Here is a 25,557-nt window from a genome sequence, read left to right as displayed (position 1 = left end):
GCGCACATGCTTGCAGTGGTGAGCGGGCTTGCCCCGCGCTGGGGCGCGAAGCGGCCCCGTCTGCAGGTGCTGCGGTGTGTCAGGCGGAAACGGTTGCCAGGTTGCGGGGCGGCTTCGCAGCCCAGCGCAGGGCAAGCCTGCTCATACATGGACGCCCCCAGTATGCCAAGCACTCAATTCGTGAAAACACAGACGGGATAAGGTTGCAGCCATACATCCGGACTTTAAGTGAGGCGGTGCCTCTGTCCCTGATGGAATTCGCTGATCGGGCTCTTATCACTACAACGCGCTCGAAGCGCTGTGAGCAGGGCAGAGTTACCCGATCCCGGTCCTACCTGTCTTGCCATCACGTCATGATCGCCTGAGCAACCTTGGAAGTACTCCTTCTAACGCATCACTTTTTCATTCCACCGGGCCGGCTACGCCACCGTTACGTCGGGGGTGTAGTCGGGTCGGAACTTGGTGCCATGGGCCAATAATGCCCAGGCTATCCGGGCCGTTTTATTAGCCTGGGCAACGACAGCAACGTTGGTGTGACGACGAGCCAATAACCCCTTCAGCCAATCCGCCGAAGGATCTGTCTTGCTCTCCACCACTCGAACCATCGAGCGTGCGCCGTGAATCAGCAAGGTGCGTAAATAACCATCGCCCCGTTTACTGATCCCCAACAACGTGGGCTTGCCTCCGCTGGAGTGTTGTCGCGGCACTAACCCCAACCATGCCGCCATTTGCCGACCGTTACTGAAGTTTTTCGCGTCACCCACTGACGCCACTAGCGCGGTTGCAGTGAGCGGGCCAACGCCTGGGATTTCTGCCAGGCGGCAGCTGCCTTCATTGCTGCGATGCCATTGTTGAATCTCTCGTTCCAACTCGACGACCTGTCGATCCAGCTCTTTGAAATGCTCCATCAAGCGCTGCATCAGTTGGCGTAACGATCCAGGAAGAGCGTTTTCATGATCTTCCAAAATATCCGGCAAACGCTCGACGATATGTCGAATGCCCTGAGGCAAGACCACGCCAAATTCTCCAAGGAGCCCACGAATCGAATTAGCTTGTGCCGTTCTGGCCTTTACAAACCCTTGCCGTGCGCAATGCACCGCCAAAATAGCTTGCTGCTCTACCGTCTTGATCGGCACAAAGCGCATGTTGGGCCGAGTAACGGCTTCACAGATCGCTTCTGCGTCAGCTACATCGTTTTTGTTCGACTTCACGTAGGGCTTCACAAATTGCGGAGCCATTAACTTGACCGTATGACCAAGTGCCTGCAGTTTTCTTGCCCAATAGTGGGCTCCGCCACATGCCTCCATGCCCACTAGGCAGGGCTCCAGGTTGGCAAAAAAAGGGACAACCTGCTCACGTTTAAGCCGCTTCCTTAGCGCTGTTCTTCCTTGTTGATCGATCGCGTGAAGTTGAAACACGGTTTTTGCCAAGTCAACCGAAACAGTCGTAAGCTGCATGAGGACGCTCCCTTCCGCTAAGTGTGGGTAACACTTTAACTTTGGCACATAGATGCCGTTAGGAAGGGGGCGTCCATTCCATTACTACAACAGCCGGGGTGGCTAGAGGGCGATGGGTTTGCGGCCGGCGAAAGAGTGCGCCAGGGTGCCGCCGTCCACCAGTTCCAACTCGCCTCCCAGCGGCACGCCGTGGGCGATGCGTGAAGTGATCAGGCCTTTGTTGGTCAGCAGTTGGGCGATGTAATGGGCAGTCGCTTCACCTTCCACCGTGGGGTTGGTGGCGAGGATGACTTCGGTAAAGGTGCCCTGTTCCTCGATACGCGCCACCAGTTGCGGGATGCCGATGGCCTCCGGGCCGAGGCCGTCGAGCGGCGAGAGGTGGCCCTTGAGCACGAAGTAGCGTCCGCGATAGCCGGTCTGTTCCACCGCATACACATCCATCGGCCCTTCCACTACGCACAGCAAAGTGTCGTCGCGGCGCGGGTCCGCGCATTGCGGGCAAAGCTCTTCTTCGGTGAGAGTGCGGCACTGGCGACAGTGGCCAACGCCTTCCATGGCCTGGCTCAAGGCCTGGGCCAGGCGAGTGCCGCCGCTGCGGTCACGCTCCAGCAATTGCAGCGCCATGCGCTGGGCGGTTTTCTGGCCGACACCCGGCAAAGTACGCAGGGCGTCGATCAGTTGACGAATCAGGGGGCTGAAGCTCATGGGGCATGGGTCCGACAAAACGACGAGACGCGGTTTATACCCGCGCCCCGGATTAGCGTCAAATGATCAATCCTGCGCGACGCGCACCACCAACTTGCCGAAGTTGCGCCCTTCGAGCAGGCCGATAAAGGCTTCGGGCGCCTGCTCCAGGCCCTCGACCACATCTTCGCGGAACTTGATCTTGCCCTCGCGCACCCACGGCGCCATGGCGCTGAGGAACTCGGGCTGACGGTCGCCGTAGTCATCAAACACAATAAAGCCCTGGATGCGCACGCGCTTGGTCAGCAGAGTCCGTTGCAGGGCCGGTAGACGATCTGGACCACTGGGCGCCTCATGGGCGTTATAGCCGGCGATCAGGCCGCACAGCGGCACCCGTGCCTTGGCGTTCAGCAGCGGCAACACTGCGTCGAAGACCTTGCCGCCGACGTTTTCGAAATAGATGTCCACACCTTTGAAGCAGGCCTGGGCCAACTCGTCGGCAAAGTCCTCGCTTTTATGGTCGATACAGGCATCAAAGCCCAACTCGTCCACCACATAGCGGCACTTCTGCGCGCCGCCCGCAATACCGACCACACGCAGGCCCTTGAGCTTAGCCACCTGCCCCACCACCGAGCCGACCGCTCCGGACGCCGCGGCCACCACCAGGGTTTCGCCGGCCTTTGGCTGGCCGATGTCCATCAGGCCCATGTAGGCGGTCATGCCGGGCATGCCCAGCACACCCAGCGCCATGGAAGGACTGGCCAGCCCCTTAGGCACCGGTATCAGGTTGCGGCCGTCGGAAATGCTGTGGCTCTGCCAGCCGGTCGCACCGACCACCAGATCACCCACTTCAAACTTCGGATGACGCGACTGCTCGATCCGGCTGACAGCGCCGCCGGTCATCACCTCGTCGATTTCCACCGGTGCCGCGTAGGACGGCGCATCGCTCATCCGCCCACGCATGTAGGGGTCAAGGGACAAGTACAGGGTTTTGAGCAGCACCTGGCCGTCCGCCAGCTCCGGCAAAGTCACACGCTCCAGGCGGAAGTTCTCCGGGGTCGGTGCGCCTTTAGGACGCGAAACCAGGACGATTCGCTGGTTGAGTGTCGGTTCGTGAGGCATCAGAGGGCTCCTTATCGAATTCATCGGTATAGGGTGCAGACCATGGGTGCCGTGCCGGGGTTCGATCGGATCGGCATAAACAAAAATGCCAGGCGCGATGCCTGGCATTGGAGTCTAGCTAAAGCCTGCGGATCAGAACGGCAGCTTCATGCCCGGCGGCAGTTGCATGCCGGCGGTCACACCGGACATTTTGTCCTGGCTGTTGGCTTCGATCTTGCGCACTGCGTCGTTCACGGCAGCCGCGAACAGATCTTCCAGCACCTCACGGTCGTCATCGCTGACGCCTTCAAGCAGGCTCGGGTCGATGCTCACGCGCTTGATGTCGTGACGACCGGTCATCACCACACTGACCATATCGCCACCGGCTTTACCGGTGACTTCGGCGTTGGCCAGTTCTTCCTGCATCTTGGCCATTTTTTCCTGCATCTGCTGCGCCTGCTTCATCAGGCCGGCCATGCCACCTTTCATCATGGGAATCACCTCAAAAGTACGTGGATCAAGTTAGTAGCCCGGTGTCATGACGCCTGGGGCACCGGAGCTTCGACAGGTTCAATAGTATCGTGGCGCACCACCGCACCGAACTGCTGCATCATTTGCTGGATGAGCGGATCGGCGTGGATCGCGTCCTCGGCTTCACGCTGGCGGTTCAGACGCCGGCGGGTCGCGGCCTGGGCCGGGGTTTCCTGCTCAGGCTTGATCAATTCGATGCTGATCGTCAGCGTGCGCCCATGGTACTGGTTAAGGGCATCATTGAGGCGACGCTGCTGGGTTGCGTTGAACAAGGCACTGTGGGCCGGGTCCAGGTGCAGCGACCAGTGGTCGCCGTCGACGGCGATCAGTGTGCAGTTGGCGGCGATGCTGCCGGTCATGCCGGAAATCGGCAATTTCGGGAACAGTTCCAGCCACTGCAGAGCCAGACCGGTGGCCGGCGCCGCGGCCGGTTCAGGCTCGGGCTCCGGGGCAGGTTCGGCGGCGTGTTCGCTGGCCAATTCGTCCAGGTAGCTGTAGGCCGAATCCATGTCCGGCTCGATGTAGTCTTCGTCCAGCGGCGGCTCGTCGTCGAGGTCGATGCCCGGCGTGGCCGCGTCGACTTGGGCGACCGTCGGCTCGGGCACTGGCGCGGACACCCACTCCGGCGCATCCGGCACCACGCTGTCAGGCGTCGGCGTGGGCATCGGGGTCAGTTCGGGTTGCTCGCCGGTGGTTTCCAGCACGGGCTCCACGGCAGGCTGCAACTCGGGCTCGGGCTCGGCGTCCGCCGGTTCGTTCCACGGCAGGTCGACCACAGGGTCGGGCTCAGGCGCGGCAACCACTACTGGCTCAGGCGCCTCAGCTGGAGGCGCGACCGGCGCAGGCGCTGCGGCAACTGGCGCAACCACGGCGGCGCCAGCCACAGGTTTGGCGGAATCAACTGTGGCCTGGCTGATCCCCACTGGCTTTAGCGGCTGTCTCGGCGCATCCGCCGTATCGGCGGGCCGGAACGCCAGCATGCGCAACAGCACCATTTCAAAACCGCCGCGCGGATCCGGCGCCAGGGGCAAATCGCGACGGCCGATCAGGCCCATCTGGTAATAGAACTGCACGTCTTCGGCCGGCAATGCCTGGGCCAACGCCAGCACCCGGTCGCGGTCGCCGTGGCCGTTGTCGACACCTTCAGGCAGAGCCTGGGCGATGGCCACGCGGTGCAGCACATTGAGAATTTCCGAGAGCACGCCGTTCCAGTCCGGGCCTTGCTCCGACAAATGGCGCACGGCCTCCAACAACGCCTTGGCATCACCGTCGATCAACGCGTGCAGCACGTCGAAGACCTGGCCGTGATCCAGGGTGCCCAACATGGCACGCACATCGGCGGCCATGACCTTGCCTTCGCCAAAGGCGATGGCCTGGTCGGTGAGGCTCATGGCGTCACGCATCGAGCCATCGGCCGCGCGGCCGAGCAGCCACAGCGCGTCGTCTTCGAACGGCACGTTCTCGACACCCAGCACATGGGTCAAATGCTCGACCACTCGCTCGGGAGTCATGTTCTTCAGGGAAAACTGCAGGCACCGCGACAGAATGGTTGCAGGAAGTTTCTGCGGGTCGGTGGTGGCCAGGATGAATTTGACGTAGGGCGGCGGCTCTTCCAGGGTTTTCAACAAGGCGTTGAAGGAGTGGCTGGACAGCATGTGCACTTCGTCGATCAGGTAGACCTTGAAGCGGCCACGGCTCGGGGCGTACTGCACGTTGTCCAGCAGTTCGCGGGTGTCTTCGACCTTGGTGCGGCTGGCGGCGTCGATCTCGATCAGGTCGACGAAACGCCCTTCGTCGATTTCCCGGCATACCGAACAGGTGCCGCAGGGCGTTGAGGTGATCCCGGTTTCACAGTTCAGGCACTTGGCGATGATCCGCGCGATCGTGGTCTTGCCCACCCCCGGGTACCGGTGAACAGGTAGGCGTGGTGCAGCCGTTGGCTGTCCAAGGCATTGATCAGAGCCTTGAGCACATGGGTCTGGCCGACCATTTCGCGGAACGAGCGCGGGCGCCATTTACGTGCAAGAACCTGATAACTCATCGAAAACCGTCGCAACTGGGAAGCAGAGGCCGGTAATGCTAGCGGAGCAAGGGGGAAATTGCATCCGGCACGCTCGTCTAATCTGACTAAGCTCTGCTGACTGGCCCCCGAAACGGCCTGAACCTGGAGAGTGTATGCGCGTAGTCCTGGGCGCTTTATGGATGATCACCACGGCCAGCTTGGCGGCGCCTGCCCCGCTGCGTTTTTCGATTTCCGACAGTTGGGCGATGCCGATGGTGCAAGTGGAGAACGGTCAGCCGACCCAGGGCATTTTGTATGACGTGATGGCGAGCCTGGCCACACAGCTCGGCCTACCGGCCCGGTTCCAAGTGCTGGCACGCGCGCGCATCGCCACTGCCTTGCTCCATGGCGACATCGACGTGCGCTGTTATGTCACCCAGGCCTGGCTCGATGACCTCCCCGGCGACTACGCCTGGAGCGTGCCGCTGATGGCGCAGCGCAGCGTCCTGGTCAGTACCGACGAACAACCGGTCACACTGAGCAACCTGGCCCCGCAGGCCATCGGCACCGTACTCAATTACCGCTACATCGGCCTGGCCGCGTTGTTTGCCAGCGGACGGCTGACCCGTGACGAAGCGCGCAGTGAGGAACAGGTGTTGCAAAAACTGCTGGCTGGGCGCTTTCAATACGCCGTCATCAACGAATGGACGGTTGATCGCTTCAACCAGTCTCTGCCGCTTGGTCGGCGTCTGCATAAGGTCGCCGTGGTCGATGAGTTGAGCCTGGGCTGCATTGTGCGTAACGATCCCAATTTGCCGGTGCAGCAAATCCTGGACACGTTGCAGCGCATGAAAATGTCAGGGGAAATCGACAAGATCATTCAGCTGTACACCGGCCAGATTCCATCGGTGCCCCACGCTCCTGACAAGAACTGACAGTGCGACCTTTTAGACTGGGCTGACTTAACCGCCTGCCCTCAAGGAGCCTGCATGCACACCGTCGCCCATTATTTCCTGCTGTATGTCGACAGCCCCGCCACCAGCGCGAATTTCTACAGCCGCTTGCTCGATAAGCCGCCCGTGGAACTCAACCCGACCTTTGCCCTGTTCATACTCGATAACGGCGTCAAGCTGGGGCTGTGGTCGCGCCACACCGTGGAACCGGCCGCCACGCTGACGGGCGGCGGCGCGGAAGTGGGGCTGTCACTGGCGGACAAAACCGCCCTAGACACCTTGCACGCGCAGTGGTCGGCACGGGGCGCCACGATCATTCAGTCACCGACGGATCTGGACTTCGGCTATACCTTCGTCGCCGAGGACCTCGACGGCCACCGATTGCGCGCATTCTGCCTGCACGACTAAGCGCCAGCGCCCCTCCAGGCTGATGGCCGCCACGCTGGCCAGCACGATCAGCGCGCCGAGCACCACCCAGGGCGTCACCTGCTCACCCAGCAGAGTGGCGGCCATCAGCATCGCCACTGGCGGAATCAGGTACATCGCCACCGACGCGCGGCTGACCTCCACATGTTTCAACACATAGCCCCACGCCAGATAGGCCAGAGCGCTGGGAAAAATGCCCAGCACCAGCACCGCCAGGTTCTCCGTCAACGGCGCCCTCAGCACCGCCGCGGGCAGGCCCGGCAGGTTCACGCAGAGCATCAGGGTGCCCGCCCACACCATGTAGCACGCCATGGTCAGCGGGCTGTAGCGATGGGCGTAGTGTTTCTGAAGGGCGAAATACACACTCCAGGACAGCGCTGCCAGCAGGATCAGCACGCCGCGCGGGTCGATCTCGCCGATGCCCCGATCACCGCAGATCACCACCCCTACCCCGACCAGCCCCAATGACACACACGCCCAACGCCACACACTCACCCGCTCCTTCAAAACCAAAAACGCGATCAGCACACTGAACAGCGGTGCCGACTGCGCCAATACGCTGGAGGCCGCCGCCGTGACCCATTGCTGTCCATAGTTGAGGGATGTGTGGTGCAGGAACACGCCGAAGAACCCCAGCACCAGCAACCAGGGCACGTCCCGCCAGCGCGGTCGGCCAATGCCCAGTACCAGCGCCACCCCGGCCATAAACAGCGACGCGATCAAAAAGCGCAACAACGCCAGCTGGCCGGGGCTGTAGCTGTGCAGGCCCAGATGCACACCAATCGGCGAATAGGCCCAGCAGAGGATCACGCTGGCGGTGACTAGCGTAAGCTTCAGGCGTGACGGTGTGTTCATCGAGAGCGTCCGGAAACCGCGAAAGAAGGCCTTCAGTCTTGGCCCGGACGCGGCGCAGGACAATTAAGCGTTTCTGACTTCTGAAATCACGGGAATTGAGCAATGGAACTGGCCCAACTGAAAATGGTGCGCGCCGTGGCGCAGACGGGCAGCGTGGCCCAGGCAGCCGTGCAGCTGCATTGCGTGCCCTCCAACATCACCACGCGCATCAAGCAGCTGGAGAGCGAGCTGGGCACGCCGTTATTTATCCGCGCCGGACGCGGGCTGGCGATCAGTGCGGCGGGTGAAATTTTTCTCGACTACTGCGAGCGCATCCTGGCGCTGGTGGATGAGTCCAAACGCGCAGTGGATGCCACTGCCATCCCCCGTGGCACCTTGCGCATCGGCGCGGTGGAATCCAGCGCCAGCGGCCGCTTGCCACCGCTGCTGGCGGAGTATCACCGGCGTTACCCGCAAGTCAGCCTGGAACTGGTGACCGGCGCCTGGAGCCCATTGCTTGACGACCTGCAACACCATCGCCTGGACGTGGCCCTGGTGGCCGCCGGTAACCGGCGGGCCAAACTCGAACACAGTGTGGTCTACCGCGAACGCCTGGTGCTGATCGCCAGCGCGTGCAGCGCGCCCATTCACGGCGCACAGGACCTGGCGGGCCGCACGTTGTTGGTGTGGCCAAGTGGCTGCCCCTATCGCGCCGCACTGGAAAACTGGCTCAAACCCCATGACATCACACCGAGCATCGCCACCTATGCCAGCTGGGGCACGATCATCGGCTGCGTCAGCGCCGGGATCGGCGTGGCGTTGGCGCCGGAAGGGATTCTGGCGCGTTATGAGCAGGCCAGTCAGTTGGCTTCGTACCGGTTCGAGGAGCTTGAGGCCGTGGACAATCTGCTGTTCTGGCACACCGACACGCAGCGGCACCTGGCGCGGGATGCGTTTGCCGATTTGCTGCGCGAAACCTTCGGCTAAGCCATATCTGGATGCCCGTAGCAGGTTTTTCCGTTATCCTCCCGCGAAATTAATTCAAAATGTAAGGGACTACCGTGAATTACTTCCGCTTGTTGCTTGCGGCGGCTGCTCTGAGCCTGCCCGTCGTACCCGCCTTCGCCGCCGCCACACCTGCACCGGTCGAAGCCAGCGCCGCCGCTGAACCGGCTGAAACCGCCGAACATTTCCTGGCTTCGCTGAAGAAAAAAACCGGCACGGTCACCCTGCCCAGCGGCATCGCCACCCTCAAACTCAACGACGAGTTCTACTACCTCGACCCGGCCGATACCGAACGCCTGCTGACCGACGGCTGGGGCAACCCACCGGGCTTCAAGACCCTGGGCATGATCGTACCCAAAGCCGTTAGCCCGCTGTCCGAGCGTGGCTGGGGCGTGATCGTCAGCTACAAGGCCGATGGGCATATTTCCGACGAGGACGCGGCGAAAATCGACTACGCCGACCTGCTCAAGCAGATGCAGGAAGAAGACGAGGCCGAGAACCAGGAACGCAAGAAACAAGGCTACGCCGGCCTGCATCTGCTGGGCTGGGCCGAGCCGCCGCACTATGACGACACCACCCACAAGATGTACTGGGCCCGCGAGCTGAAAGCCGACGACGCCGATCAGAACACCCTCAACTACAGCATCCGCGTACTGGGCCGTGAAGGCGTGCTGGAACTCAATGCCGTTGCCGCCATGGCCGACCTGCCGACCATCAAGCAAGAGCTGCCCAAGGTGCTGGCCTTTACCAACTTCACCGATGGCAACCTGTACACCGACTTCAACCCCAGCACCGACAAAATGGCCACCTATGGCCTAGCGGCACTGGTGGCCGGTGGGATCGCCGCCAAGGCCGGGTTGTTCGCCAAGATCGGCATTTTCCTGCTGGCGGCGAAGAAGTTTTTGGTCATCGGCGTGGTGGCGTTGCTCGCCGGTATCCGCAAGTTGTTCAGCCGCAATAAGGGCTGAACCCCGCCCATAAAAAACGCCGCCGTGTGCCAGACACACGGCGGCGTTTTTTTGTGGCTCAGTTTTGCGCGGTGGGCGCAGCCAGACGGCTGTACTGGTCCTGGCTGATCCAACCAATGAACGAGCGGCCTTCGGCGTTGACGAACTCGACCTGGGCCCAGCCGTCCTTGTACGCCAGCACACCGACCACGTCACGCTTGACGATATACGGGCGCTTAGCGACCTTGGCACCCGGGGTTTTCTGCAAGTAAGCCTTGTCGGCGGACACCGTGACCAGGCCGATCCAGTTTTTGCTGGCGGTCTGGCTCAGGTCCAGGCCGGTGGCGATTTCCGGCATCAACACGTTCAGGCAACCGGGGTGCTGGCGGCCTTGTTCTACGGTCAGGGTCACGCCATCGCCAGACGCTGCGATGCTGCCGGGATAAGCTTCCTGGCCCCAAGTGGTCAGCGCGCCCGGTTTACCCTGCAGGTAAAACGTGCAGCCGCGGGTGACGCCCTCGCCCATTTCTTCGGCGTAGTAGCCTTCGACCTGCTGCTGCGGCGTGACCGCCAGCATCAGGCCTTCATACTTGCCCGAATGCAAAGCGCTGCTGGCGGCCAATGCCGGCACTGCAAAGCACAACGACAACACACCCATCGTCAGAAAACGCGTCATCCTATTTTTTCCCTTCAAGTTTTTCGTAGGCTTTCTTCATCAGGACGTCGTAGTTGCCGTAGTCCTCACCGTTGTAATTACGCGCCATGCCGGTGAAATCCTTGGCCTTCATGGCTTTCATCAACGCTGGGCTCTTGCTGCAGAAACCCAGGAAGGCTTTGAGCTGGTTGCCAGCATTCACTTTCAAGGCGGCCGCGAATTCAAACACGGTCTTGTAACCGCACGATTCGAAGTTGAAGCCCATGATCTGGAACATGCCCCAGGACGCCGACATCAAGGCCGCTTCCTGATCCAAGGCAAACGCAGTAGCCATGGTTTCCCAGGCTTTGATCTGGTCCTTGTTGTTGGTCTGCCACTGCGGCCCGGCCTTTTTCACGTAGGGGTAAGACAGCAGCGGGTGGGCCTGGTCGTAGATGCGCTTGGTGTACTTGCGAAACAGGTGCCCTTCGAAAGCGATCACCGGCAACTTGGCCGGCCCGAACCCCGAACGCCCGCCGGATTCCACGGTGGCGAAGGCCTTGATGATATTGACCGAAATGCCGTTGCCCAACTGGGTGGCGGCGTTCTGGAAATCAGTGTCGGAGAGGGTCATGCCACCGTCGCAGGTGGGCTGCAACATCAGTTGCCGGTTGCGGCGCTCCGCCTCGATCATCGCGCGCATGCGGTCCAAGTACACATTCACCGTAGCCTGCACTGCATCGCCGTGGTTATTGCCGAAGGCATTCAGGAAGGTTGGAATGCGCAGCGTCGGAGAGGCCTTGACCGGCACCTTGACGGCCTCTTCGATCAGACTGTTGAACGTACGACCGGTGGGGTCGATCACGCCGTCGGGATGGGCGTACTTGAGGTGGCGAAACTGATACTGGCTGATGCACTGCACCAACTGGCCGTCGCACTTGCCGTTTTCCGGCAGGGGAAAGCCCATTTTGGGAATGATCAGATTGAATAAATACTGGATGCACTGCACATCGGCGGGCAAGTTGCGGGCTTTACCGGGAGCGCCCACCGAAGCACTGATCAGACGGGGCAACCCTTGCAGGCTTTTCATCAGAGACATCCTTGTTAGTTAAAGAAGTGATATCACTTCAATATCAATGCGTTACTGTTGTCATATTCTGAAACATGCGGCTGGCGGAAACTAGCAAGGCAGTTTTAGGTTGTCCAGAGGGGCGCTCAAAAGTTGTGAGACAACCGAACTAAATCCCTTAATAACCATGAATTTCACGGGTCTTCTGATACTTGTGGTAATCGATCCACTCGACCACATCGTAAGGCAAATAGAGCTGGCGCCTGGCCCGTGAAATCGCGATATACACCTCGCACAATCGTTGATCGAAGGCATACGCATCCTTGAACTTCACGTTGCTCAGCAATTCCGGGGTGAGCAACACGCAGTCGAACTCCATGCCGCCGGCCTCTTGCGCCAGCATCAGCCGGCAGCGTTTGTCGGGCTCGCCGGCCAGGCGGTTCAGGCGGGTGACATCGGCCACGTTGAAGCCTTTTTCCAGCTCATGCTCGACCCACAGGAACGCTTCGTCGAACTGCCCGGCCTCACGCACCTGCTGCCAGTCGGCCAGGTCGCTGAAATAGGCGTGGGGGCCTTTGTCGGTGTGCTCGGTGCTGTAGAACTGCGGTTTGAACAACGCAATGGCGCTGATCATAAAACGCTCCAGATCGCGCTGCGCCGCGCTGTCGAACAAGGCGAACGGGCAATTGGCCTGTTGTAACTGGATCGCCCACTTCATCGTGTCCCAATGGGACGCGGTCAACACTACGCAGCCTTCCGGCGGCACGAAGCCCTGGGGGTAATGTTCGATGCCGACATCGGCGTCCCGCGCGCCTTCGAACGGAACCTTGCTCTTCTGAGAATGTACGCTGATCAAGGGGTTGACCAGGCGCTCGACGTTGCGGCCGGAACGCACCGAATAGCTGATATCGGTGTGCCGGACTTCACGCTTGCGCCGCACCATCACGCCGGTGGCCAACTGATATTCGTCGCCCAGGGTGATCAGCACCTGACGGCCGCGCTCGATGATCTGCAGCAACGAGGCCGGGATGTCCTGGCTTTCATCGATCAGCACATGGGTAAACCGCGGCGGCACTTCGCAGCCTTCCAGGCTGGCGCGCTTGATCAACCACAATGTGGCGAACTCGGTCTGGACGACCCACTGCGGATGGCGCTCCAGGTACGTCCACACGCGGCTTGAGTATTCCAGCAAGACCTGTGCATCCAGACTGGACAAGGCGTGCTTGAAGTGAGGAAAGTGTCGGGCCGAGAGGCTGTGATGGCTGGAGTCGCAGTAGTTCTCAAGCACCTTGAGGCACACATTCAACGTCGCCTGACCATCGTGGCCGCGCCAACCCAGGATATCCAGGGCTTGGGCCACCGCCTGCTTACTGGGCAACCTGGCCGATGATTTGTCTGCGGTTGGCCGCCCGTTCTGTAACAGCGCTTTGGCAAACGCGGCGAAGGTCGAACCGGCCTTGCTGTCCCGCGTCAGCCCCATGCGCTCGCGCAACGTGGCCAATTTGGCTCCGGTGCGTGCCAGGATCAGGGTTTTTTCCGGGCGCAGACATTCCAGCAACGCGCCCAGCAAGTGGCTCTTGCCGATACCGGCATAGCCTTGCACGTGCAGGTCTTCATTGAGATTGGCGCGAAAGGTACGCACCAGCTTGTCCTGCGCCGGGCTGAGCCAACGCTCGCGGTGCCGGGGAGTGATCATCTGCTGGCTGAAGGGATCGTTGCTGCGCCGCTGGCGGACTTTGTAGGTCACATCCCACTGGCCGTCGGGCAGCAGATAATCACGCGCCGCGACCTCTTCGGCCAGTAACAGGCGCAGGTTGAGGTTTTTGAGCGCATTGATGCCGAAGTACAACTTGCGCGGATCGAACAACCGCCGCGCTTCGGGCAGCAACGCCGCCGTGCCGGACGTCGGCGTGTTCAGCGCCCAACCGATCAACTTGACCAGCACACGCTCGGCGGCGGCACCGTTGAGGTCCGCTGGCGCGGCCTGCGCCAGATTCTGAATGACCAGCACCGCCGCCAGCTCCGGGTCCGTCAGGGTGTCCAGGTGCGTGGCACCGTCGGCACCGAGCAAGGCGCTGCAGGTGTCGTCGGTAACCGGCAGGAAAACGGGGCTGGATAAATCGAAGTGTTCCGGTTGCATACATCCTCGCGGCCAGGGGCCGAATGAGGTCAGTCAAATGGATTCAGCGGCTAAGCCTGTCAGGCATCCTGACCGACGCCCACCTCGAATTGATAGCCACCCAGAGAACCCGCCATGCCACCGGGGTAACGCCGTGGCCCGGTGGAGGCCGGGGCGCTGGCCAGTTCAATCTGCCGTTGCAGTTCATGAACGGCCATATCGAGCAAACGCCGCAGGTCTTCGGCGCTGTGGGCGGACACGTCCAAGTGCAATTGGTAGGTAGCGGTGACCGGTGGAGGCTGATCGACGCTCGGCCCAGGGCTCGGCTCGGCAGTACGGACAAACTGCGCACCGCTCATAATCTCGGCGTGCTCCTCGTCCATAAGGTCCAACACCTTCGACAACGCCAGGGTCTGCTCCGGGTGTGCCTGGATACGGTCCTTGATCTCCAAGCGCCGCATCTGCCATTCCCGCAGTTTTTCTCGTGTGAGGTCGTCAACTTTTTCCACTTGCGCTGCCTCCGGTTGCCAGGCAGTGAAGTATGCCACCGATAAACTGCCGAGCTGGCGTGAGTTTTTGGCCGTCGCGACAATGCCACCATGGACTGCTCAAGGGCAGATGGTTCGCAAACAGTTTTTTTGGATATTGGGATGAACAACTAAAGAAGAGCGTTATGGAGGCAACCCCACCAGCCACACCCCGGCACACAATGTTCCCGCTGTGGCTGCTCCCTTCCGGGCCTGACCATGTGGCATGCAAGCATGCTCGGTAATCGTTGCGGGTCTTATGGGGTAAGGGTTTCAGGCTGATGAGGGTGCAGCATATCTGCCGTGCGACACTCAGCACGGGCGGTCAAAATTCCGGGGTGTAGCCAGCACTGTCACACTTTGCTGTAACACTTTGGTGTCACACCCATGGCCTACATCATCAGACGCGAAGCCGTCTATTACCTGAATATCAAGCTGCCGAAGCACCTCTTTCCGAGGTGTCACACTTTGCGATTGAGCCTGAGCATTCGGCATCGTCAGAGCGCCTTGTTCATTGCCACATCACTGGTGCAGCGGCTTCATCAATACCTCAACGAGCACCCTCTAACAGACCTTCAGACGCTTCGTGCGTTGTGTTCGCAGTGGCGGGACTCAATACCCATACCCTCTATCCAAACCGCTCCAAGGAGTGCTACGGCGGTTACAGCTAAACGGAACAGCGACAGCCCGACCCTCGCTGCACTCTCAAAGCTGTACATAGAAGAAGGGAAACGCGGTGGCACATGGCGACAAGTCAGTACCGAGGAAGTCGAGCGAGCTTTATCCGACCTGTTCGAGCTGATGGGTGACATGCCCGCCAACGCCTTCGATGCGCACCAAGCACGCCTGCTAAAGGAACGGCTCAGCCTATGTCCGCAGTACTTCGGTTTACGCCCCGAATTCAAGGGCAAGACGCTGAAGCAGGTGGTGGAGTCCGGCAGTACCTACAAGACCATCACTGCCGTGACGGTGAATAATCGCCTACGCAAGCTCACAGCCTTCATGAACTGGTGCAAGGCGAACGGGTACGTGACTGGCAACCCACTGGCGGGCATGAAAGTCATGACGGGATCAGCGAAGGAAGCTCGACTGTCCTTTGAGCGGCATGACCTAGCTGCTCTGTTGAATCATGAGGGACTGCGAAAGGAGGCTCGCAAGCATCCGTGGCGCTACTGGTTGCCGCTGCTTGGGCGAGCCACTGGAGCACGATTGGAAGAGCTGTGCCAACTGCGTCTCGATGACTTCATTGAGCAACAGGGTATCCCATGCATTCGGATTGACGACAGCCGTGAAGGTCAGAACCTGAAGAACGCCAGCAGCCGTCGTGTTCTTCCGCTGCATCCTTCCCTGATCGAACAGGGATTGTTGCAACACGCTGAGTCAATCAGGGTTAATGGGGCTGATCGACTGTTCCCCGAGCTGGGGGCCGTGCGAGGAAAGCTGGGCCACGCACCATCCAAATGGTTTGGACGCTACAAGGCGAAACTGGGTATTACCGATCCACGCAAAACTTTCCACAGTTTCCGCCACACCTTCATCGATGACCTGCGTGATGCTGGCGTGCAAGACTCACTGATCAAGCGGATGGTGGGACATGAAGACAGTTCCGTGACCTTTGGCATCTACGGCAGCAGAACGCCACTCAAGGCGATGGTCGAGGCATTGAGGCACATTGAATAACTCCCGAATAACCCGCCGTAAACCTCCTTGAAACATTGGTTCCAAATCGACGCCACCTATTCGCCTTTTATACCAAGCCCTATGTTTACGGGGCGTGTGGGTGGTCTGAGCTAAGCAAAAGGCGTTCCTCGCCATGAAACTAGTTTTCAAAACGCGGAAAACGGAAATGTCAACCCGCAGGGGTTGCTTTTCGTCTGAATTCGTGTAGTATTAGTGACCTGCCTCAGCGGGCAGAACAGATCGCCGAGAGACCTCTACGTGGCCAGTGCTGAAAATGCACGAAACCGCAGGAGGTTTTTTAACGCCTGATATTTGGCTGACCACCATTTGGCGATCACAGCAAACCATGAGAATTGCCATGACCATTGCAAAGCAAGTGCATACCAACATGAGGTTAACGACATCGAATAGCTAAATTCCTGCCCCTCCGAGACAGAAGAATGACGAGCCTCCGATGCCGACCTTGAGTCGGTTTTTTATTGCCCATTTTTCAACCAAACGGAGGTAACAAATGCAACAACAAAGCATATATGACGTCAGCCGAACCATCCTCGTACTCCCTTACGTTGCCGGACACAGACTCGATTACACCCCCGGGGAAGAATTGCCGCTGTTCGGAGCACCGAAGGATAAGAAGTTGACCTACGGCATCGGCTACAACAGTCGGGATCGACGCAAGGCCATGGGGCTGCCCTACTTCAAGACAGGCAAGGGCACCCCACACAAAACTTGGTCCAACATGATGCGGCGTTCCTACGGCCCCAAGAAGGCTGCTGCCTATGAAGGTTGCAGTGTCTGTATCAAGTGGTGGGACTATCAAGAGTTCGCAGCGTGGTACTCCATGCAGCCCTACGCGTTCGAGGCTGACGCCGAGCTGGACAAAGACATTTTGGACCCGCTGAACACAACGTACTCACCCGAGCACTGCACGGTAGTCCCAAAGAGCCTAAATCTGATTTTCAAGGGTTCTCGAAAACTGCGAGCAAGACTCCCGCGTGGCGTATACGTCCACTCCAGCGGATCAGGCTTTGTTGTCCGGATTTCAAGGTATGGCAGTGTGAAAGACCTGGGCCACTTCGATACCCCTATTGCAGCCTTCGAGGCTTACAAGCAGGCAAGGCAATCGTATGGACAAGAGTTGGCCGAATTCTATGACGGGCTGATCGACGAGAGAGTCATTAGCAGACTTATGAACCTGTCGGCCCACATCCGCGACTGATTTATCCCCCAAGTGCTACCGCAGGTCTACGCCTGCGGCAACCACTACTAACGAGGCACATGCCTATGAAAAATTAAATTGAACAGGAGAATCACCCATGCAACACATCGCACGTATGCGCACGCACAACATTGACGGATTCATCGTTGACCCAGCCACAGGCCAACTACTGGGAAGCTACACCACCCACTCCCTAGCCCCATCTTCCTACGATTACCCATTGCCCCAGGTCTGCAAGACCTCAGCGGTATACCTGAACTTTGAGCTTGATCCGACGCCACACCCCAATGTTACCGAAGCTCAAGTAGAAGGTTTGCCAGATGGGGTGATTGACCTTGACGCCCAACGAGCTAAACGCGGGCCAAAGCCCAAAGTGAAATACAACTCGATCGCCAGCTTGTTGAAGGTAGCCCACGCTGAACATCGTGGATGGATGGACGATTTTGTCTTTGGTGGCAGCGCCACAGTAGGTCTTGTCAGTAACGGCAAACTGAACGTGAGCCCATCACACGTACTACGCGCTTGTCTGCTGGATGAGATAAGTGTTGAAGCGGTGAAGCGCGTGATCCGCCTTGAAGGATTGCGCACTATAAGCGACCAGCAAGCACGTAGAGTCTGTCAGTGTGCACGGCTCGCCATTGGCGGAATGGAACTTTACCTTGAACGCAATCCGGCTGTACTCCAGCAACTCCAGTACGAAGTGGATTTTGCCGAGTCGTACTATGCTGATAGTGCGGATGTCCTGCAAGAATTGGCTATCGTTTAATTACGCTCGGATAAGAGAGAGAGAAACGAACGACCTTTGGTAGGGGATTTCACGACAATGAATTTACGCTCGGATATGAAGTTTAAGCATTCACACATTGAGTGGAATGTTTCAGCCGGTACGACTGAGCTTGATACCTCTCGAAAATTCCGTTCAAAGCTGACTCACTTGAAGAGCGTTCAGTATAAAAAACAGATAATACCAAGCAACTTCAAAGAGAGATGACTACTGACAGGCAAGCCTGTCGTGTTAACCCTGACCACCTAAGGTGTTCTTTCTGCACCAGCAAAAAAAGATCAAGAGCAAGATCACAAGCGAAGAGCTGAATTTGTGTGATCTTCTTTTTATTATTTAATTACATCCGAAGGAATGTCGGCGGTCACGCCGGAGCTGAGTACAGTTGAAAACTGACGTTTTCGGTATAAAGACTTTGGTGCGTATACACTTCAGCGGAGCTGGAAAGGTATCATGTTCAAAGCTCCGCTTTACGAGCGTAACAGTTACCGCAGGTAGAAGTAGAGGAACACAACAACTAGAATCATAAATATCACCCGCCCTTGATAGACATCAGAGTTCAGTTGGTCATTCTTGATTTGTCGGTAGGTACTGGTATCACTCAAGCCTTGCGTCTTGTAGTGCATGATCTGATTGATTTGCTTGTCGAGCCTCCTGTTGTGTGCATCATTGCTCCGCATGGTGATGCCCCAGACGAAGAGCCACAACCCGCAAGTGGGGATACACATCAGCAGGTGGAGGATGTGATTGGTTTTCTTTTTCTGCGTTGCCAGTACAAACAGCTTTTCGTTCATGCCCCGCCCTAACTCGGTCAGTGGTTGGTGTGCCTATTGGCCCATTGAGTAAAATCAACGCAACCAACCATTGGCTGTCATGGCAGTCTTGCCGCTTGGTAGCTGAATCAATGCTGACTTGTCTCCATTTTTCGGACCTTCGATGAAGTTGACCTTAGTAGCAGTTGAAATCGTTCGGCACTTTCCCGAGCCGATCAAGCTTTCAGCCTCATCTTCATCCTGATCAAGCGAAGCCTCTACCAGCTTTGTCCAGTCACCAGCTTTGAAGCAGACCATCGAACCGGCAACGAGTGTCCGCTTAGGATAGGTGTCAGCCGTAGCGGTAGCAGATGCGATCAAGGGCAGCAGGCACAGCATGCGAGAAATGGTGTTCATCAAGCGATTCCATTGGTGCGGTAGGTAGAGGGCAATAATATCCCAAATTCAGATATCTGAAAACCAGATATAGGTTGGGGGCTGCTCACCTCGCAGTTATCCAGCCATGCCTAAAACGATCTACAAACCCGAACACGCAGTCCTGCTGACCCTACTGAAGAAACATAGGAAGGCGGCTAGACTGACTCAAGTACAGTGCTCAAAGGCTCTGGGGCGTCCGCAGTCATTCATGAGTGACGTTGAGAATGGGACACGCCGCTTGGATATAGTGCAGCTTCGCGACTTGTGTGAAGTCCTAGGGATTGGTCTTACCGAGCTGATCGTAGAGTTTGAAAAGTCATTATGGGAGGAGCGACAGAACGACAGCCCCTCGTCAGCTTGAACCCTTGCGGAACTAGCAACCTAAGCTAGCGTTGATGATGTCGCCAAAATGGCGGTAAGCGATTAGGAGCACAGCACGTGGTTAACAAGCGTGGCAGGGATTCAAAGACCGGGGACTTTATCCCTATCGACGAGGCAAAACGGCGTCCGAACACCACGACGGTAGAGACGATTCCACCGCCGAAGAAACCAACGAAACCAAAGGGTAACTAGCAGCACCGTGAGGGCCATGAGACGCCCACACGCCATTAAGGACACCCTCTATGCCAGAAACCACAGATGCCCGCATAGCAGCAGCAGACGTCTTAACCCTCCTGCTGCACAACCAGTACGCACTAGCCGCTGCAATCGAAGAAGTAGCTCTATGGCTAGAGCCAGTGGTTCTAGCGAAGCCCATGAGCACGCCGTCGCTGCGATGGAAGCTCTCGATGCGAATGCATCCGCTATCACCGCTGGAATTCTCAAACTTAGGCAATAATCGCTCTCAATCGCCTATAGCCCGAGGCTTTTCTTAATAAGTTCGCCAACAATCGGCCACATCACAGGCTGCACGGACTCCCATGCGGGTCCGCAGACCTTTTCAAGCATGCTTTTAGCCTGCTTCCCGTTGCCCTCGCTCGCTTCCTCAATAGCTGATGCTAAATCTTTTCGTTGATCTATTGAAACCACTTGTCCTTGCTTCTCAAGTATCGCAACTAATTTCGTTAAGATGTCGCCGTACACACCTGACCCCGAATCCATCTTTTGAGTAACGTTGTTGCCAGCGGCAAGCTGCAAGTTAGAAAATTGGCCGCCAGAAATGTGCACGTTATTCACAATACGAGGAACCCTGCTCGGTCTATTCGGCGATTGCCGAGCAGTCTTGTACCCCAGTTGAGTCAAACCAGCATATTCTCGCTTGCTGTATCCCCCGATAAACACTACCCCACTGCCGGGTTTGTTCTTATATAATGCGAATGGCCCTGTTTTAATTAGCTCCTTCTTTTCAAGATCGGAAAAAGCAACGTCAAAGTCGACCTGTGTGATATCTCCACCTGCACAGATTGCTGCCGTGAGATCAGATACTTGAGGGCCTTCATATCCTGAACTCAATTGATCGGCGGTCAGTGCACGGTCGGAAAAATCCGCTAACAAAGCACCAAGGATTTGTTTTTCAGCTTCGTCTAGATGTGCGGCCACACTCAAACCTCATATGTAGGGGGCGACGGGCCAACTCATACCAGCGTTGCTGAGACGGTCCCTCACCTTGGATGCCCAAAATCAAATTGGGCCAATTGTCTGTCTTTCAAGCCAGATATCGGGATTTCTCGATATCCAACCTATACTGGCAGAATGTTGCCATCGCTGACTATCAAAGAAGTAGACCTTTACGGTAGTCCAAGCGCTGTCAGGAAATAACTATCAATAGCCTATTGCAGAAAGCTATATGATCATATTATCATTTATCTATCAGATCTAATGACAAAGGATAGCATCTCATGAACACCCACTTGTACCTTCGAGCATCGACCAAAGATCAAGATGCCAACCGTGCAAGAGTTGCTCTGGAATCGTTCGCTACCGAGAAGGGCTTGAACATCGTTGGCGTGTATGCCGAGAACATCAGCGGCACCAAGCTCAACCGTCCTGAGCTGCTCGCCTTGCTTGGTAAAGCCAAGGCTGGAGACGTGCTGTTGGTTGAGTCCGTAGACCGCCTGAGCCGCCTCTCACAAGCAGACTGGGACACTCTCAAGGCCACTATCAAGGCCAAGGGACTTCGGTTGGTGGTAGCTGATCTACCTACCAGTCACATGTTGGTTGAAGCCAAAGGAATTACTGGGCAAATCATGGATGTGATCAACAACATGTTGATTGATTTGATGGCAACTATGGCTCGATTGGATCAAGAGAAGCGTGTGGAGCGCATCAAGCAAGGATTGGAAAACAAGAAAGCTGCTAATCCTAAGTGGAAGCCAGCAGGCAAAGGCAGGAACGTAGCCAAGTGGGCTGATGTGCAGTCGCTCATGCTTAAGCATCCAACCATGTCTGCTGATCAGATTGCCAAGCTGGCTGACTGTGGTGTTGCCACTGTGTACAGGATCAAGAAAGAAACAACCGTCGCCTGATGAGCGCCCTGCGGACGGCCTTCTGACGTAGAGCACCGACTGGAGAGGTGCCCAGAGTTATTTTAGAAAAGTAGACGCTTTCCCTTTGGGCGCTCGCCAGTGGCTTGATACCCCTCGCTTAAATCCAGCTTTTCGAATCCAGCACACCCTAGCTTATATTTTCCAACCAGAACTACAGAACGCACCTCAAGTGCTCGACCTACGCGGCGCGGGATTTGAAATTGCCCAGCTTATTCTCTCCCAGCAACACCGGAGGTATACCACCACTTTCAGCACGCCTGACCAACACTGCAATGAGTTGGCAGTATCCATCACGGCAATCGTTATAGCTTCAATTTTGCCAAATAGAATGCCCTTGCATTTCAGCTCTCCAACTGACACGAGGGCAAAGCCACATCAATTAGAAATATTATGAAGCCTTGGTAACTTCCATCGAGCGGAGTTATTTAGTTTCAGAGCAAGTGTTCTCTTCAACTTGTCTAGAAAAGGCTTTACACGAATTTCATTTCGAACACTCGCAGCCTCATCATCCGAACTTACAATACTAACTGCAATTTCGGAGTAAAATTCCATCGCCTTTCTAGAGTACTTGCCTACTGCATTTTTGAAATCATCGCCAACCATCTTACTTAAGGTCAGTTTCGAAACGTCAGTACCAAGACGGTCAATTAGGAAATTAGTAACAAAAATCCCCCACGGAGTACCGTGTATACCTAAAATAACCTTCATCACTTTATCGTCAGGCACACCGGCTGCATTAAGCAATACAGCTCGTTCTACTTCAACTTCATGAGCTATCAACCACGCAAGGAAAACTTTTTCTGCTGTTAACCCTCGCGGAAATACCATTTTATAAAAGCGATCAAATAGCTCCATCTTTCTCGTGACAGCTTCGAGAATGGTATCATCGGACATAGCAGCCAAATACTGAGCGGCTTTATCCAACTCTATCCTCTTCGAGTTTTTCATTACTCTTGCACCCTCTTGCTTGGGCGCATACGTATAGTCGATAGTAGAAAATGTGGTGCGCAAACTTTCTTGAATAGGATCAAGCAATCGAACAGCAGCAAGCTTAACCGGGTTTTGCGTGTTGTTGTACCTAACAATATCTGTAAGCAATGCTTTCTTAGCCGCCACCACACGCACTAATACCTGCGATTGCCCTGCATTGGGGCTATTTTCAATAGCTTTAGATAAGCTAACTGTGGTTTGACAACCATTGACAATGGAGAAGCTTCTGATTGTGTATTTATTCGCAGCGATTTCCTCAAATGAATCGGCAACTATTGTGATGCCATTATTCAAAGCCCAAAAATCACCATGCCTATTTTCTGCGGTCTCGACTATCTTCTCGTTAATACCGCCCTTTCGCTGACCGATAAAAAGCCGAACATTACCCTCAAATAGTTGATTATCATACTGGCTGTATAGTCGAAATAGCTCTCCAGCATATACAGAACCAACTATTGAATACCCAAACTCCCCGCGTAGCTCAGCAATACCGCCATTAAATTGCAAGCTATCCTGCGGAACATTACGATCAGCAGCTTTCACCACTAGATACTTATCATACAAAGTATCTTGGTATTCGTAGAAGAAAGAGACATCACCATAACTTCTGGAACGAACAGTTGCCTCTCTGTTTCTTGATATAAGATCAGATTTAGCTGCGAGCGTTACCAAGCCAAAGACCATGCTATAACCGTCTGTATCTCCTTCAGTCAATCTATCATATATGTCATTTCGACCCGCATACTGAAACATAATAGGGTCTTTAACGCTAGCAACAGCACCAACTAGCGCATTCCATTTTTTCAAACCAGCACTTTTATCTGCTCTCTCGGAAACATATCCTTGAAGAATATAAATAGTCTGCTGGTCATCGTCGATGTAAATAAAATCACAACCAGCATCTTCCGGGCCGTCTACCGAGGCAGCATCAATTGCCTCGTCTTCGTCAATCCCCAGAAGAGTGGACGCGTACCATGCAGCTAGGGCTCTATCACGACTTATACCGCCCCTTTTAGCTAGCGAGTCAATCGCAGCGAGTAGCTCCTTACGTTGGGCAGGAGTTTTTTGAGTGGGTGACAGAGCCATTTGCGTAAGTCCTTTTACAATGTTTGAAAGGCGTTTCCTTCGATGTCGCAATGCTATCATGCGCCATCATGCGGCAGCCAATACAACAGGCTAAACACCCAGCTAGAGCACGCAATAATGAGTCAACGAAGCTCGCATTGCCTCATAGCAGCTATCGGTAGTGGCGATTCACAGGCGAAATCGCCCACTGAGTGGCTACATTGGTGTGAACAAAATTAACAAGGTAGGATTGCCAGCACAGTGCACCACTTAGGTGTACCTAAACGCCGTCACACTTCGAGATTTTTGACTGAGAAATCCTTGAGAATTCAAGGACTTGCGTTATGGAGGCAACCCCACCAGCCACACCCCGGCACACAATGTTCCCGCTGTGGCTGCTCCCTTCCGGGCCTGACCAGGTTAACGGGTAATCGTTGCGGGGGGACCGATGGGGTCACCATAACGACGCTGGCCTCTCGGCAAGCCGCGCCATTGTACCGATCTCATCGGAAGTTACAACCGTTGGTTACGGATTAAAAATATGAAGAGGTTCAAGCACTTGCCATGGCCCTCAGCATGCCCTTCCCACATGGGTTGATCATTGTGCTTGCAGCACCTCGTCCGCACGGCCGCCCTCTTCCTGGATCACCAGATGGATAAAGTGCAGTTTGGCGATCACCGCCGGTGGCAGTACGAAGGGGTAGAAATCCGGTTGACCCATGCTGCGCGACAGTTCGTTGAGCATGCCGGCCAGTTCGATCCACGCATTGACGAACGCCAGAAACGCCGGACCGCCGGGGTGCGCGGGATCGTAGAGGGTGGCAAGGGGGAATGGTTGGTAATCCAGGTCCATCTCCCGCGCGCTCATGCCGAAGCCTAGGGCGGTATCCACGGCGTCCATCATGTGCAGGTAATGCGCCCAGGTTTCCGCCCAGTCTTCCCAGGGGTGCATGGTGGCGTAGGCGCTGACGCAGGCTTCCTGCCAGTCCGGTCGCGGGCCGTGCTGATAATGCCGGTCGAGGGCCTCGGCGTAACTGGCGCGTTCGTCACCGAACAGTTGGCGAAACGGTTCGATCCAGTGGCTGCCGGCGATCAGGCGATCCCAATAGTAGTGGCCGACTTCATGGCGAAAATGGCCGAGCAAGGTGCGGTAAGGCTCGTGCATCTGCACGCGGACTTTTTCGCGGTGGGCGTCGTCGGCTTCCTTGATGTCGAGGGTGATCAGGCCGTTGGCATGCCCGGTGGTGGGCGCGTTGCCCTCCAGGTCGACACCGATAAAGTCGAAGGCCAGGCCGGTCTCTTCGTCGACGCTCTTGGGCACCACCTGCAGGCCCAGGCTGATCAACTGCGCCACCAGGCGGCGCTTGGCGGTTTCCACTTTGCGCCAGCGTTCATGGTTGTCCACGATGGACAGGTCGGGAATGGTGCGATTGAGGCTGCAGGCCACGCACAACGGCGCAGTGCTGTGGGCCGGGATCAGCCAGTTGCAGGCCGCCGGGGTGTCGAGGTTGGCGCAACGGCGGAAGGCCCCGGCGTCGAGATTGCCGTCCTGCAGCCACGTTCCGGCAACGGGCCCGGGCCGAAGGGACGCCAAGCGGCTCTGCTGCGGCTGATAACCCAACAGCGCCGAGCAAGCCAGGCACTGACTATTGCGAAAGAACAGCGGCTGGCCGCAGCGGCATTGCCAGACTTTGCTGTTACGCGAAGTGTCGGCCATGAACGGTGCGGCGATGCGCGAACTGAGTTGCTCGAAATAGCGGAACATGGCGATCTCTCCCTAGGTGACCCAGACTAGATCATTCAGGGCTCGGGATCGTTCCACTTCGCTGCTGTAGGGTTGCAGCGCCGCCCGACGCG

Annotated in this window: 23 protein-coding genes, 1 other RNA gene and 2 pseudogenes; 10 read left to right on the top strand and 16 right to left on the bottom strand. The window is 56.9% G+C overall.

The window, feature by feature from the left end; translation table 11 throughout:
• Positions 1–419: 419 nt before the first annotated feature.
• The 5 genes and pseudogenes from K1567_RS24165 to dnaX form a co-directional block, all read right to left on the bottom strand.
• Positions 420–1,457, bottom strand: a complete 1,038-nt coding sequence (locus K1567_RS24165; protein ID WP_034097221.1) for an IS110 family transposase — start codon at positions 1,455–1,457, stop codon at positions 420–422.
• Positions 1,458–1,559: 102 nt separating this feature from the next.
• Positions 1,560–2,162 carry a recombination mediator RecR gene (recR, locus tag K1567_RS24160; protein WP_014719453.1) on the bottom strand — a complete coding sequence of 201 codons (603 nt, stop codon included), beginning with the start codon at positions 2,160–2,162 and terminating at the stop codon, positions 1,560–1,562.
• A 66-nt stretch (positions 2,163–2,228) separates the two neighbouring features.
• The gene (locus tag K1567_RS24155; RefSeq protein ID WP_034099683.1) at positions 2,229–3,263 is read right to left on the bottom strand and encodes an NADP-dependent oxidoreductase; all 1,035 of its coding nucleotides are present in this window, start codon (positions 3,261–3,263) and stop codon (positions 2,229–2,231) included.
• 132 nt (positions 3,264–3,395) lie between these two features.
• Complete coding sequence (locus K1567_RS24150; protein WP_017527493.1) at positions 3,396–3,734, bottom strand: YbaB/EbfC family nucleoid-associated protein; 339 nt, start codon at positions 3,732–3,734, stop codon at positions 3,396–3,398.
• 44 nt (positions 3,735–3,778) lie between these two features.
• Positions 3,779–5,814 (bottom strand): annotated as a pseudogene (gene dnaX, locus K1567_RS24145) (DNA polymerase III subunit gamma/tau).
• Between the two features lie 134 nt (positions 5,815–5,948).
• Between dnaX and K1567_RS24140 the strand changes: the two are divergent.
• Together K1567_RS24140 and K1567_RS24135 are read left to right on the top strand one after the other, a co-directional pair.
• Entirely contained in the window at positions 5,949–6,710 is a 762-nt protein-coding gene (locus K1567_RS24140; RefSeq protein ID WP_034099685.1) for an ABC transporter substrate-binding protein, read from the top strand.
• A 54-nt stretch (positions 6,711–6,764) separates the two neighbouring features.
• On the top strand, positions 6,765–7,136 hold the full coding sequence (locus K1567_RS24135; protein ID WP_047881285.1) for a VOC family protein: 372 nt from the start codon (positions 6,765–6,767) through the stop codon (positions 7,134–7,136).
• On the opposite strand, the gene K1567_RS24130 is transcribed toward K1567_RS24135, so the two are convergent.
• The gene (locus K1567_RS24130) at positions 7,050–8,009 is read right to left on the bottom strand and encodes a DMT family transporter (protein ID WP_220698939.1); all 960 of its coding nucleotides are present in this window, start codon (positions 8,007–8,009) and stop codon (positions 7,050–7,052) included. The genes K1567_RS24135 and K1567_RS24130 overlap by 87 nt on opposite strands.
• A gap of 102 nt (positions 8,010–8,111) precedes the next feature.
• Between K1567_RS24130 and K1567_RS24125 the strand changes: the two genes are divergently transcribed.
• The gene (locus tag K1567_RS24125) at positions 8,112–8,975 is read left to right on the top strand and encodes a LysR family transcriptional regulator (RefSeq protein WP_034099687.1); all 864 of its coding nucleotides are present in this window, start codon (positions 8,112–8,114) and stop codon (positions 8,973–8,975) included.
• Positions 8,976–9,049: 74 nt separating this feature from the next.
• Positions 9,050–9,961, top strand: coding sequence for a DUF2167 domain-containing protein (locus tag K1567_RS24120; RefSeq protein ID WP_034099688.1), 912 nt, complete (start codon positions 9,050–9,052; stop codon positions 9,959–9,961).
• A gap of 58 nt (positions 9,962–10,019) precedes the next feature.
• Here K1567_RS24120 and K1567_RS24115 read toward each other — a convergent pair whose 3' ends face one another.
• From K1567_RS24115 to K1567_RS24100, 4 genes are all read right to left on the bottom strand, one after another.
• On the bottom strand, positions 10,020–10,616 hold the full coding sequence (locus tag K1567_RS24115; RefSeq protein ID WP_034138934.1) for a hypothetical protein: 597 nt from the start codon (positions 10,614–10,616) through the stop codon (positions 10,020–10,022).
• 1 nt (position 10,617) lies between these two features.
• Positions 10,618–11,664, bottom strand: coding sequence for an N-acetylmuramidase family protein (locus K1567_RS24110; RefSeq protein WP_040269099.1), 1,047 nt, complete (start codon positions 11,662–11,664; stop codon positions 10,618–10,620).
• Positions 11,665–11,821: 157 nt separating this feature from the next.
• Positions 11,822–13,783: a hypothetical protein gene (locus K1567_RS24105; protein ID WP_220698938.1), complete on the bottom strand. Its 1,962-nt coding sequence runs from the start codon at positions 13,781–13,783 to the stop codon at positions 11,822–11,824.
• A gap of 59 nt (positions 13,784–13,842) precedes the next feature.
• Positions 13,843–14,271 (bottom strand): hypothetical protein, encoded by a 429-nt coding sequence (locus K1567_RS24100; protein WP_034099692.1) that lies wholly within the window; start codon positions 14,269–14,271, stop codon positions 13,843–13,845.
• A gap of 405 nt (positions 14,272–14,676) precedes the next feature.
• On the opposite strand from K1567_RS24100, the gene K1567_RS24095 reads away from it, so the two are divergent.
• From K1567_RS24095 to K1567_RS24085, 3 genes are all read left to right on the top strand, one after another.
• Positions 14,677–15,969, top strand: a complete 1,293-nt coding sequence (locus tag K1567_RS24095; RefSeq protein ID WP_220698937.1) for a site-specific integrase — start codon at positions 14,677–14,679, stop codon at positions 15,967–15,969.
• 511 nt (positions 15,970–16,480) lie between these two features.
• Positions 16,481–17,188, top strand: coding sequence for a hypothetical protein (locus tag K1567_RS24090; protein WP_213547798.1), 708 nt, complete (start codon positions 16,481–16,483; stop codon positions 17,186–17,188).
• A gap of 97 nt (positions 17,189–17,285) precedes the next feature.
• Entirely contained in the window at positions 17,286–17,954 is a 669-nt protein-coding gene (locus tag K1567_RS24085; protein WP_213547800.1) for a hypothetical protein, read from the top strand.
• A gap of 500 nt (positions 17,955–18,454) precedes the next feature.
• On the opposite strand, the gene K1567_RS24080 is transcribed toward K1567_RS24085, so the two are convergent.
• Both K1567_RS24080 and K1567_RS24075 read right to left on the bottom strand, forming a co-directional pair.
• Positions 18,455–18,763 carry a hypothetical protein gene (locus K1567_RS24080; RefSeq protein WP_213547802.1) on the bottom strand — a complete coding sequence of 103 codons (309 nt, stop codon included), beginning with the start codon at positions 18,761–18,763 and terminating at the stop codon, positions 18,455–18,457.
• Between the two features lie 54 nt (positions 18,764–18,817).
• Positions 18,818–19,138, bottom strand: coding sequence for a hypothetical protein (locus K1567_RS24075; protein ID WP_213547803.1), 321 nt, complete (start codon positions 19,136–19,138; stop codon positions 18,818–18,820).
• Positions 19,139–19,244: 106 nt separating this feature from the next.
• Between K1567_RS24075 and K1567_RS24070 the strand changes: the two genes are divergently transcribed.
• Both K1567_RS24070 and K1567_RS27665 read left to right on the top strand, forming a co-directional pair.
• The gene (locus K1567_RS24070; protein WP_213547805.1) at positions 19,245–19,520 is read left to right on the top strand and encodes a helix-turn-helix domain-containing protein; all 276 of its coding nucleotides are present in this window, start codon (positions 19,245–19,247) and stop codon (positions 19,518–19,520) included.
• A 262-nt stretch (positions 19,521–19,782) separates the two neighbouring features.
• Positions 19,783–19,997, top strand: a pseudogene (locus K1567_RS27665) (hypothetical protein).
• Positions 19,998–20,011: 14 nt separating this feature from the next.
• Here the strand turns inward: K1567_RS27665 and K1567_RS24065 are convergent.
• Entirely contained in the window at positions 20,012–20,698 is a 687-nt protein-coding gene (locus K1567_RS24065; protein ID WP_213547807.1) for a hypothetical protein, read from the bottom strand.
• A 299-nt stretch (positions 20,699–20,997) separates the two neighbouring features.
• Between K1567_RS24065 and K1567_RS24060 the strand changes: the two genes are divergently transcribed.
• Positions 20,998–21,624 (top strand): recombinase family protein, encoded by a 627-nt coding sequence (locus tag K1567_RS24060; RefSeq protein WP_213547809.1) that lies wholly within the window; start codon positions 20,998–21,000, stop codon positions 21,622–21,624.
• Positions 21,625–22,020: 396 nt separating this feature from the next.
• Here K1567_RS24060 and K1567_RS24055 read toward each other — a convergent pair whose 3' ends face one another.
• The 3 genes from K1567_RS24055 to K1567_RS24045 form a co-directional block, all read right to left on the bottom strand.
• Positions 22,021–23,721 (bottom strand): AIPR family protein, encoded by a 1,701-nt coding sequence (locus tag K1567_RS24055; protein ID WP_220698936.1) that lies wholly within the window; start codon positions 23,719–23,721, stop codon positions 22,021–22,023.
• 333 nt (positions 23,722–24,054) lie between these two features.
• Positions 24,055–24,151: signal recognition particle sRNA small type (ffs, locus tag K1567_RS24050), an RNA gene on the bottom strand.
• 147 nt (positions 24,152–24,298) lie between these two features.
• A complete protein-coding gene (locus tag K1567_RS24045) occupies positions 24,299–25,465 on the bottom strand; it encodes a putative zinc-binding metallopeptidase (protein ID WP_034099693.1) in 1,167 nt (388 codons plus the stop codon).
• Between the last annotated feature and the right edge of the window lie 92 nt (positions 25,466–25,557).

It is taken from the genome of Pseudomonas sp. S5F11 (assembly GCF_019641515.1).
Classification (GTDB): Bacteria; Pseudomonadota; Gammaproteobacteria; order Pseudomonadales; family Pseudomonadaceae; genus Aquipseudomonas; species Aquipseudomonas rhodesiae.
This window is presented reverse-complemented; position numbering and strand designations above follow the sequence as displayed.

Bases quoted from the DNA above. Each gene is read 5' to 3' on its own strand.
- K1567_RS24165 (WP_034097221.1), bottom strand. From the start codon at position 1,457: ATGCAGCTTACGACTGTTTCGGTTGACTTGGCAAAAACCGTGTTTCAA.
- recR (WP_014719453.1), bottom strand. From the start codon at position 2,162: ATGAGCTTCAGCCCCCTGATTCGTCAACTGATCGACGCCCTGCGTACT.
- K1567_RS24155 (WP_034099683.1), bottom strand. From the start codon at position 3,263: ATGCCTCACGAACCGACACTCAACCAGCGAATCGTCCTGGTTTCGCGT.
- K1567_RS24150 (WP_017527493.1), bottom strand. From the start codon at position 3,734: ATGATGAAAGGTGGCATGGCCGGCCTGATGAAGCAGGCGCAGCAGATG.
- K1567_RS24140 (WP_034099685.1), top strand. From the start codon at position 5,949: ATGCGCGTAGTCCTGGGCGCTTTATGGATGATCACCACGGCCAGCTTG.
- K1567_RS24135 (WP_047881285.1), top strand. From the start codon at position 6,765: ATGCACACCGTCGCCCATTATTTCCTGCTGTATGTCGACAGCCCCGCC.
- K1567_RS24130 (WP_220698939.1), bottom strand. From the start codon at position 8,009: ATGAACACACCGTCACGCCTGAAGCTTACGCTAGTCACCGCCAGCGTG.
- K1567_RS24125 (WP_034099687.1), top strand. From the start codon at position 8,112: ATGGAACTGGCCCAACTGAAAATGGTGCGCGCCGTGGCGCAGACGGGC.
- K1567_RS24115 (WP_034138934.1), bottom strand. From the start codon at position 10,616: ATGACGCGTTTTCTGACGATGGGTGTGTTGTCGTTGTGCTTTGCAGTG.
- K1567_RS24110 (WP_040269099.1), bottom strand. From the start codon at position 11,664: ATGAAAAGCCTGCAAGGGTTGCCCCGTCTGATCAGTGCTTCGGTGGGC.
- K1567_RS24105 (WP_220698938.1), bottom strand. From the start codon at position 13,783: ATGCAACCGGAACACTTCGATTTATCCAGCCCCGTTTTCCTGCCGGTT.
- K1567_RS24095 (WP_220698937.1), top strand. From the start codon at position 14,677: ATGGCCTACATCATCAGACGCGAAGCCGTCTATTACCTGAATATCAAG.
- K1567_RS24090 (WP_213547798.1), top strand. From the start codon at position 16,481: ATGCAACAACAAAGCATATATGACGTCAGCCGAACCATCCTCGTACTC.
- K1567_RS24085 (WP_213547800.1), top strand. From the start codon at position 17,286: ATGCAACACATCGCACGTATGCGCACGCACAACATTGACGGATTCATC.
- K1567_RS24080 (WP_213547802.1), bottom strand. From the start codon at position 18,763: ATGAACGAAAAGCTGTTTGTACTGGCAACGCAGAAAAAGAAAACCAAT.
- K1567_RS24075 (WP_213547803.1), bottom strand. From the start codon at position 19,138: ATGAACACCATTTCTCGCATGCTGTGCCTGCTGCCCTTGATCGCATCT.
- K1567_RS24070 (WP_213547805.1), top strand. From the start codon at position 19,245: ATGCCTAAAACGATCTACAAACCCGAACACGCAGTCCTGCTGACCCTA.
- K1567_RS24060 (WP_213547809.1), top strand. From the start codon at position 20,998: ATGAACACCCACTTGTACCTTCGAGCATCGACCAAAGATCAAGATGCC.
- K1567_RS24055 (WP_220698936.1), bottom strand. From the start codon at position 23,721: ATGGCTCTGTCACCCACTCAAAAAACTCCTGCCCAACGTAAGGAGCTA.
- K1567_RS24045 (WP_034099693.1), bottom strand. From the start codon at position 25,465: ATGTTCCGCTATTTCGAGCAACTCAGTTCGCGCATCGCCGCACCGTTC.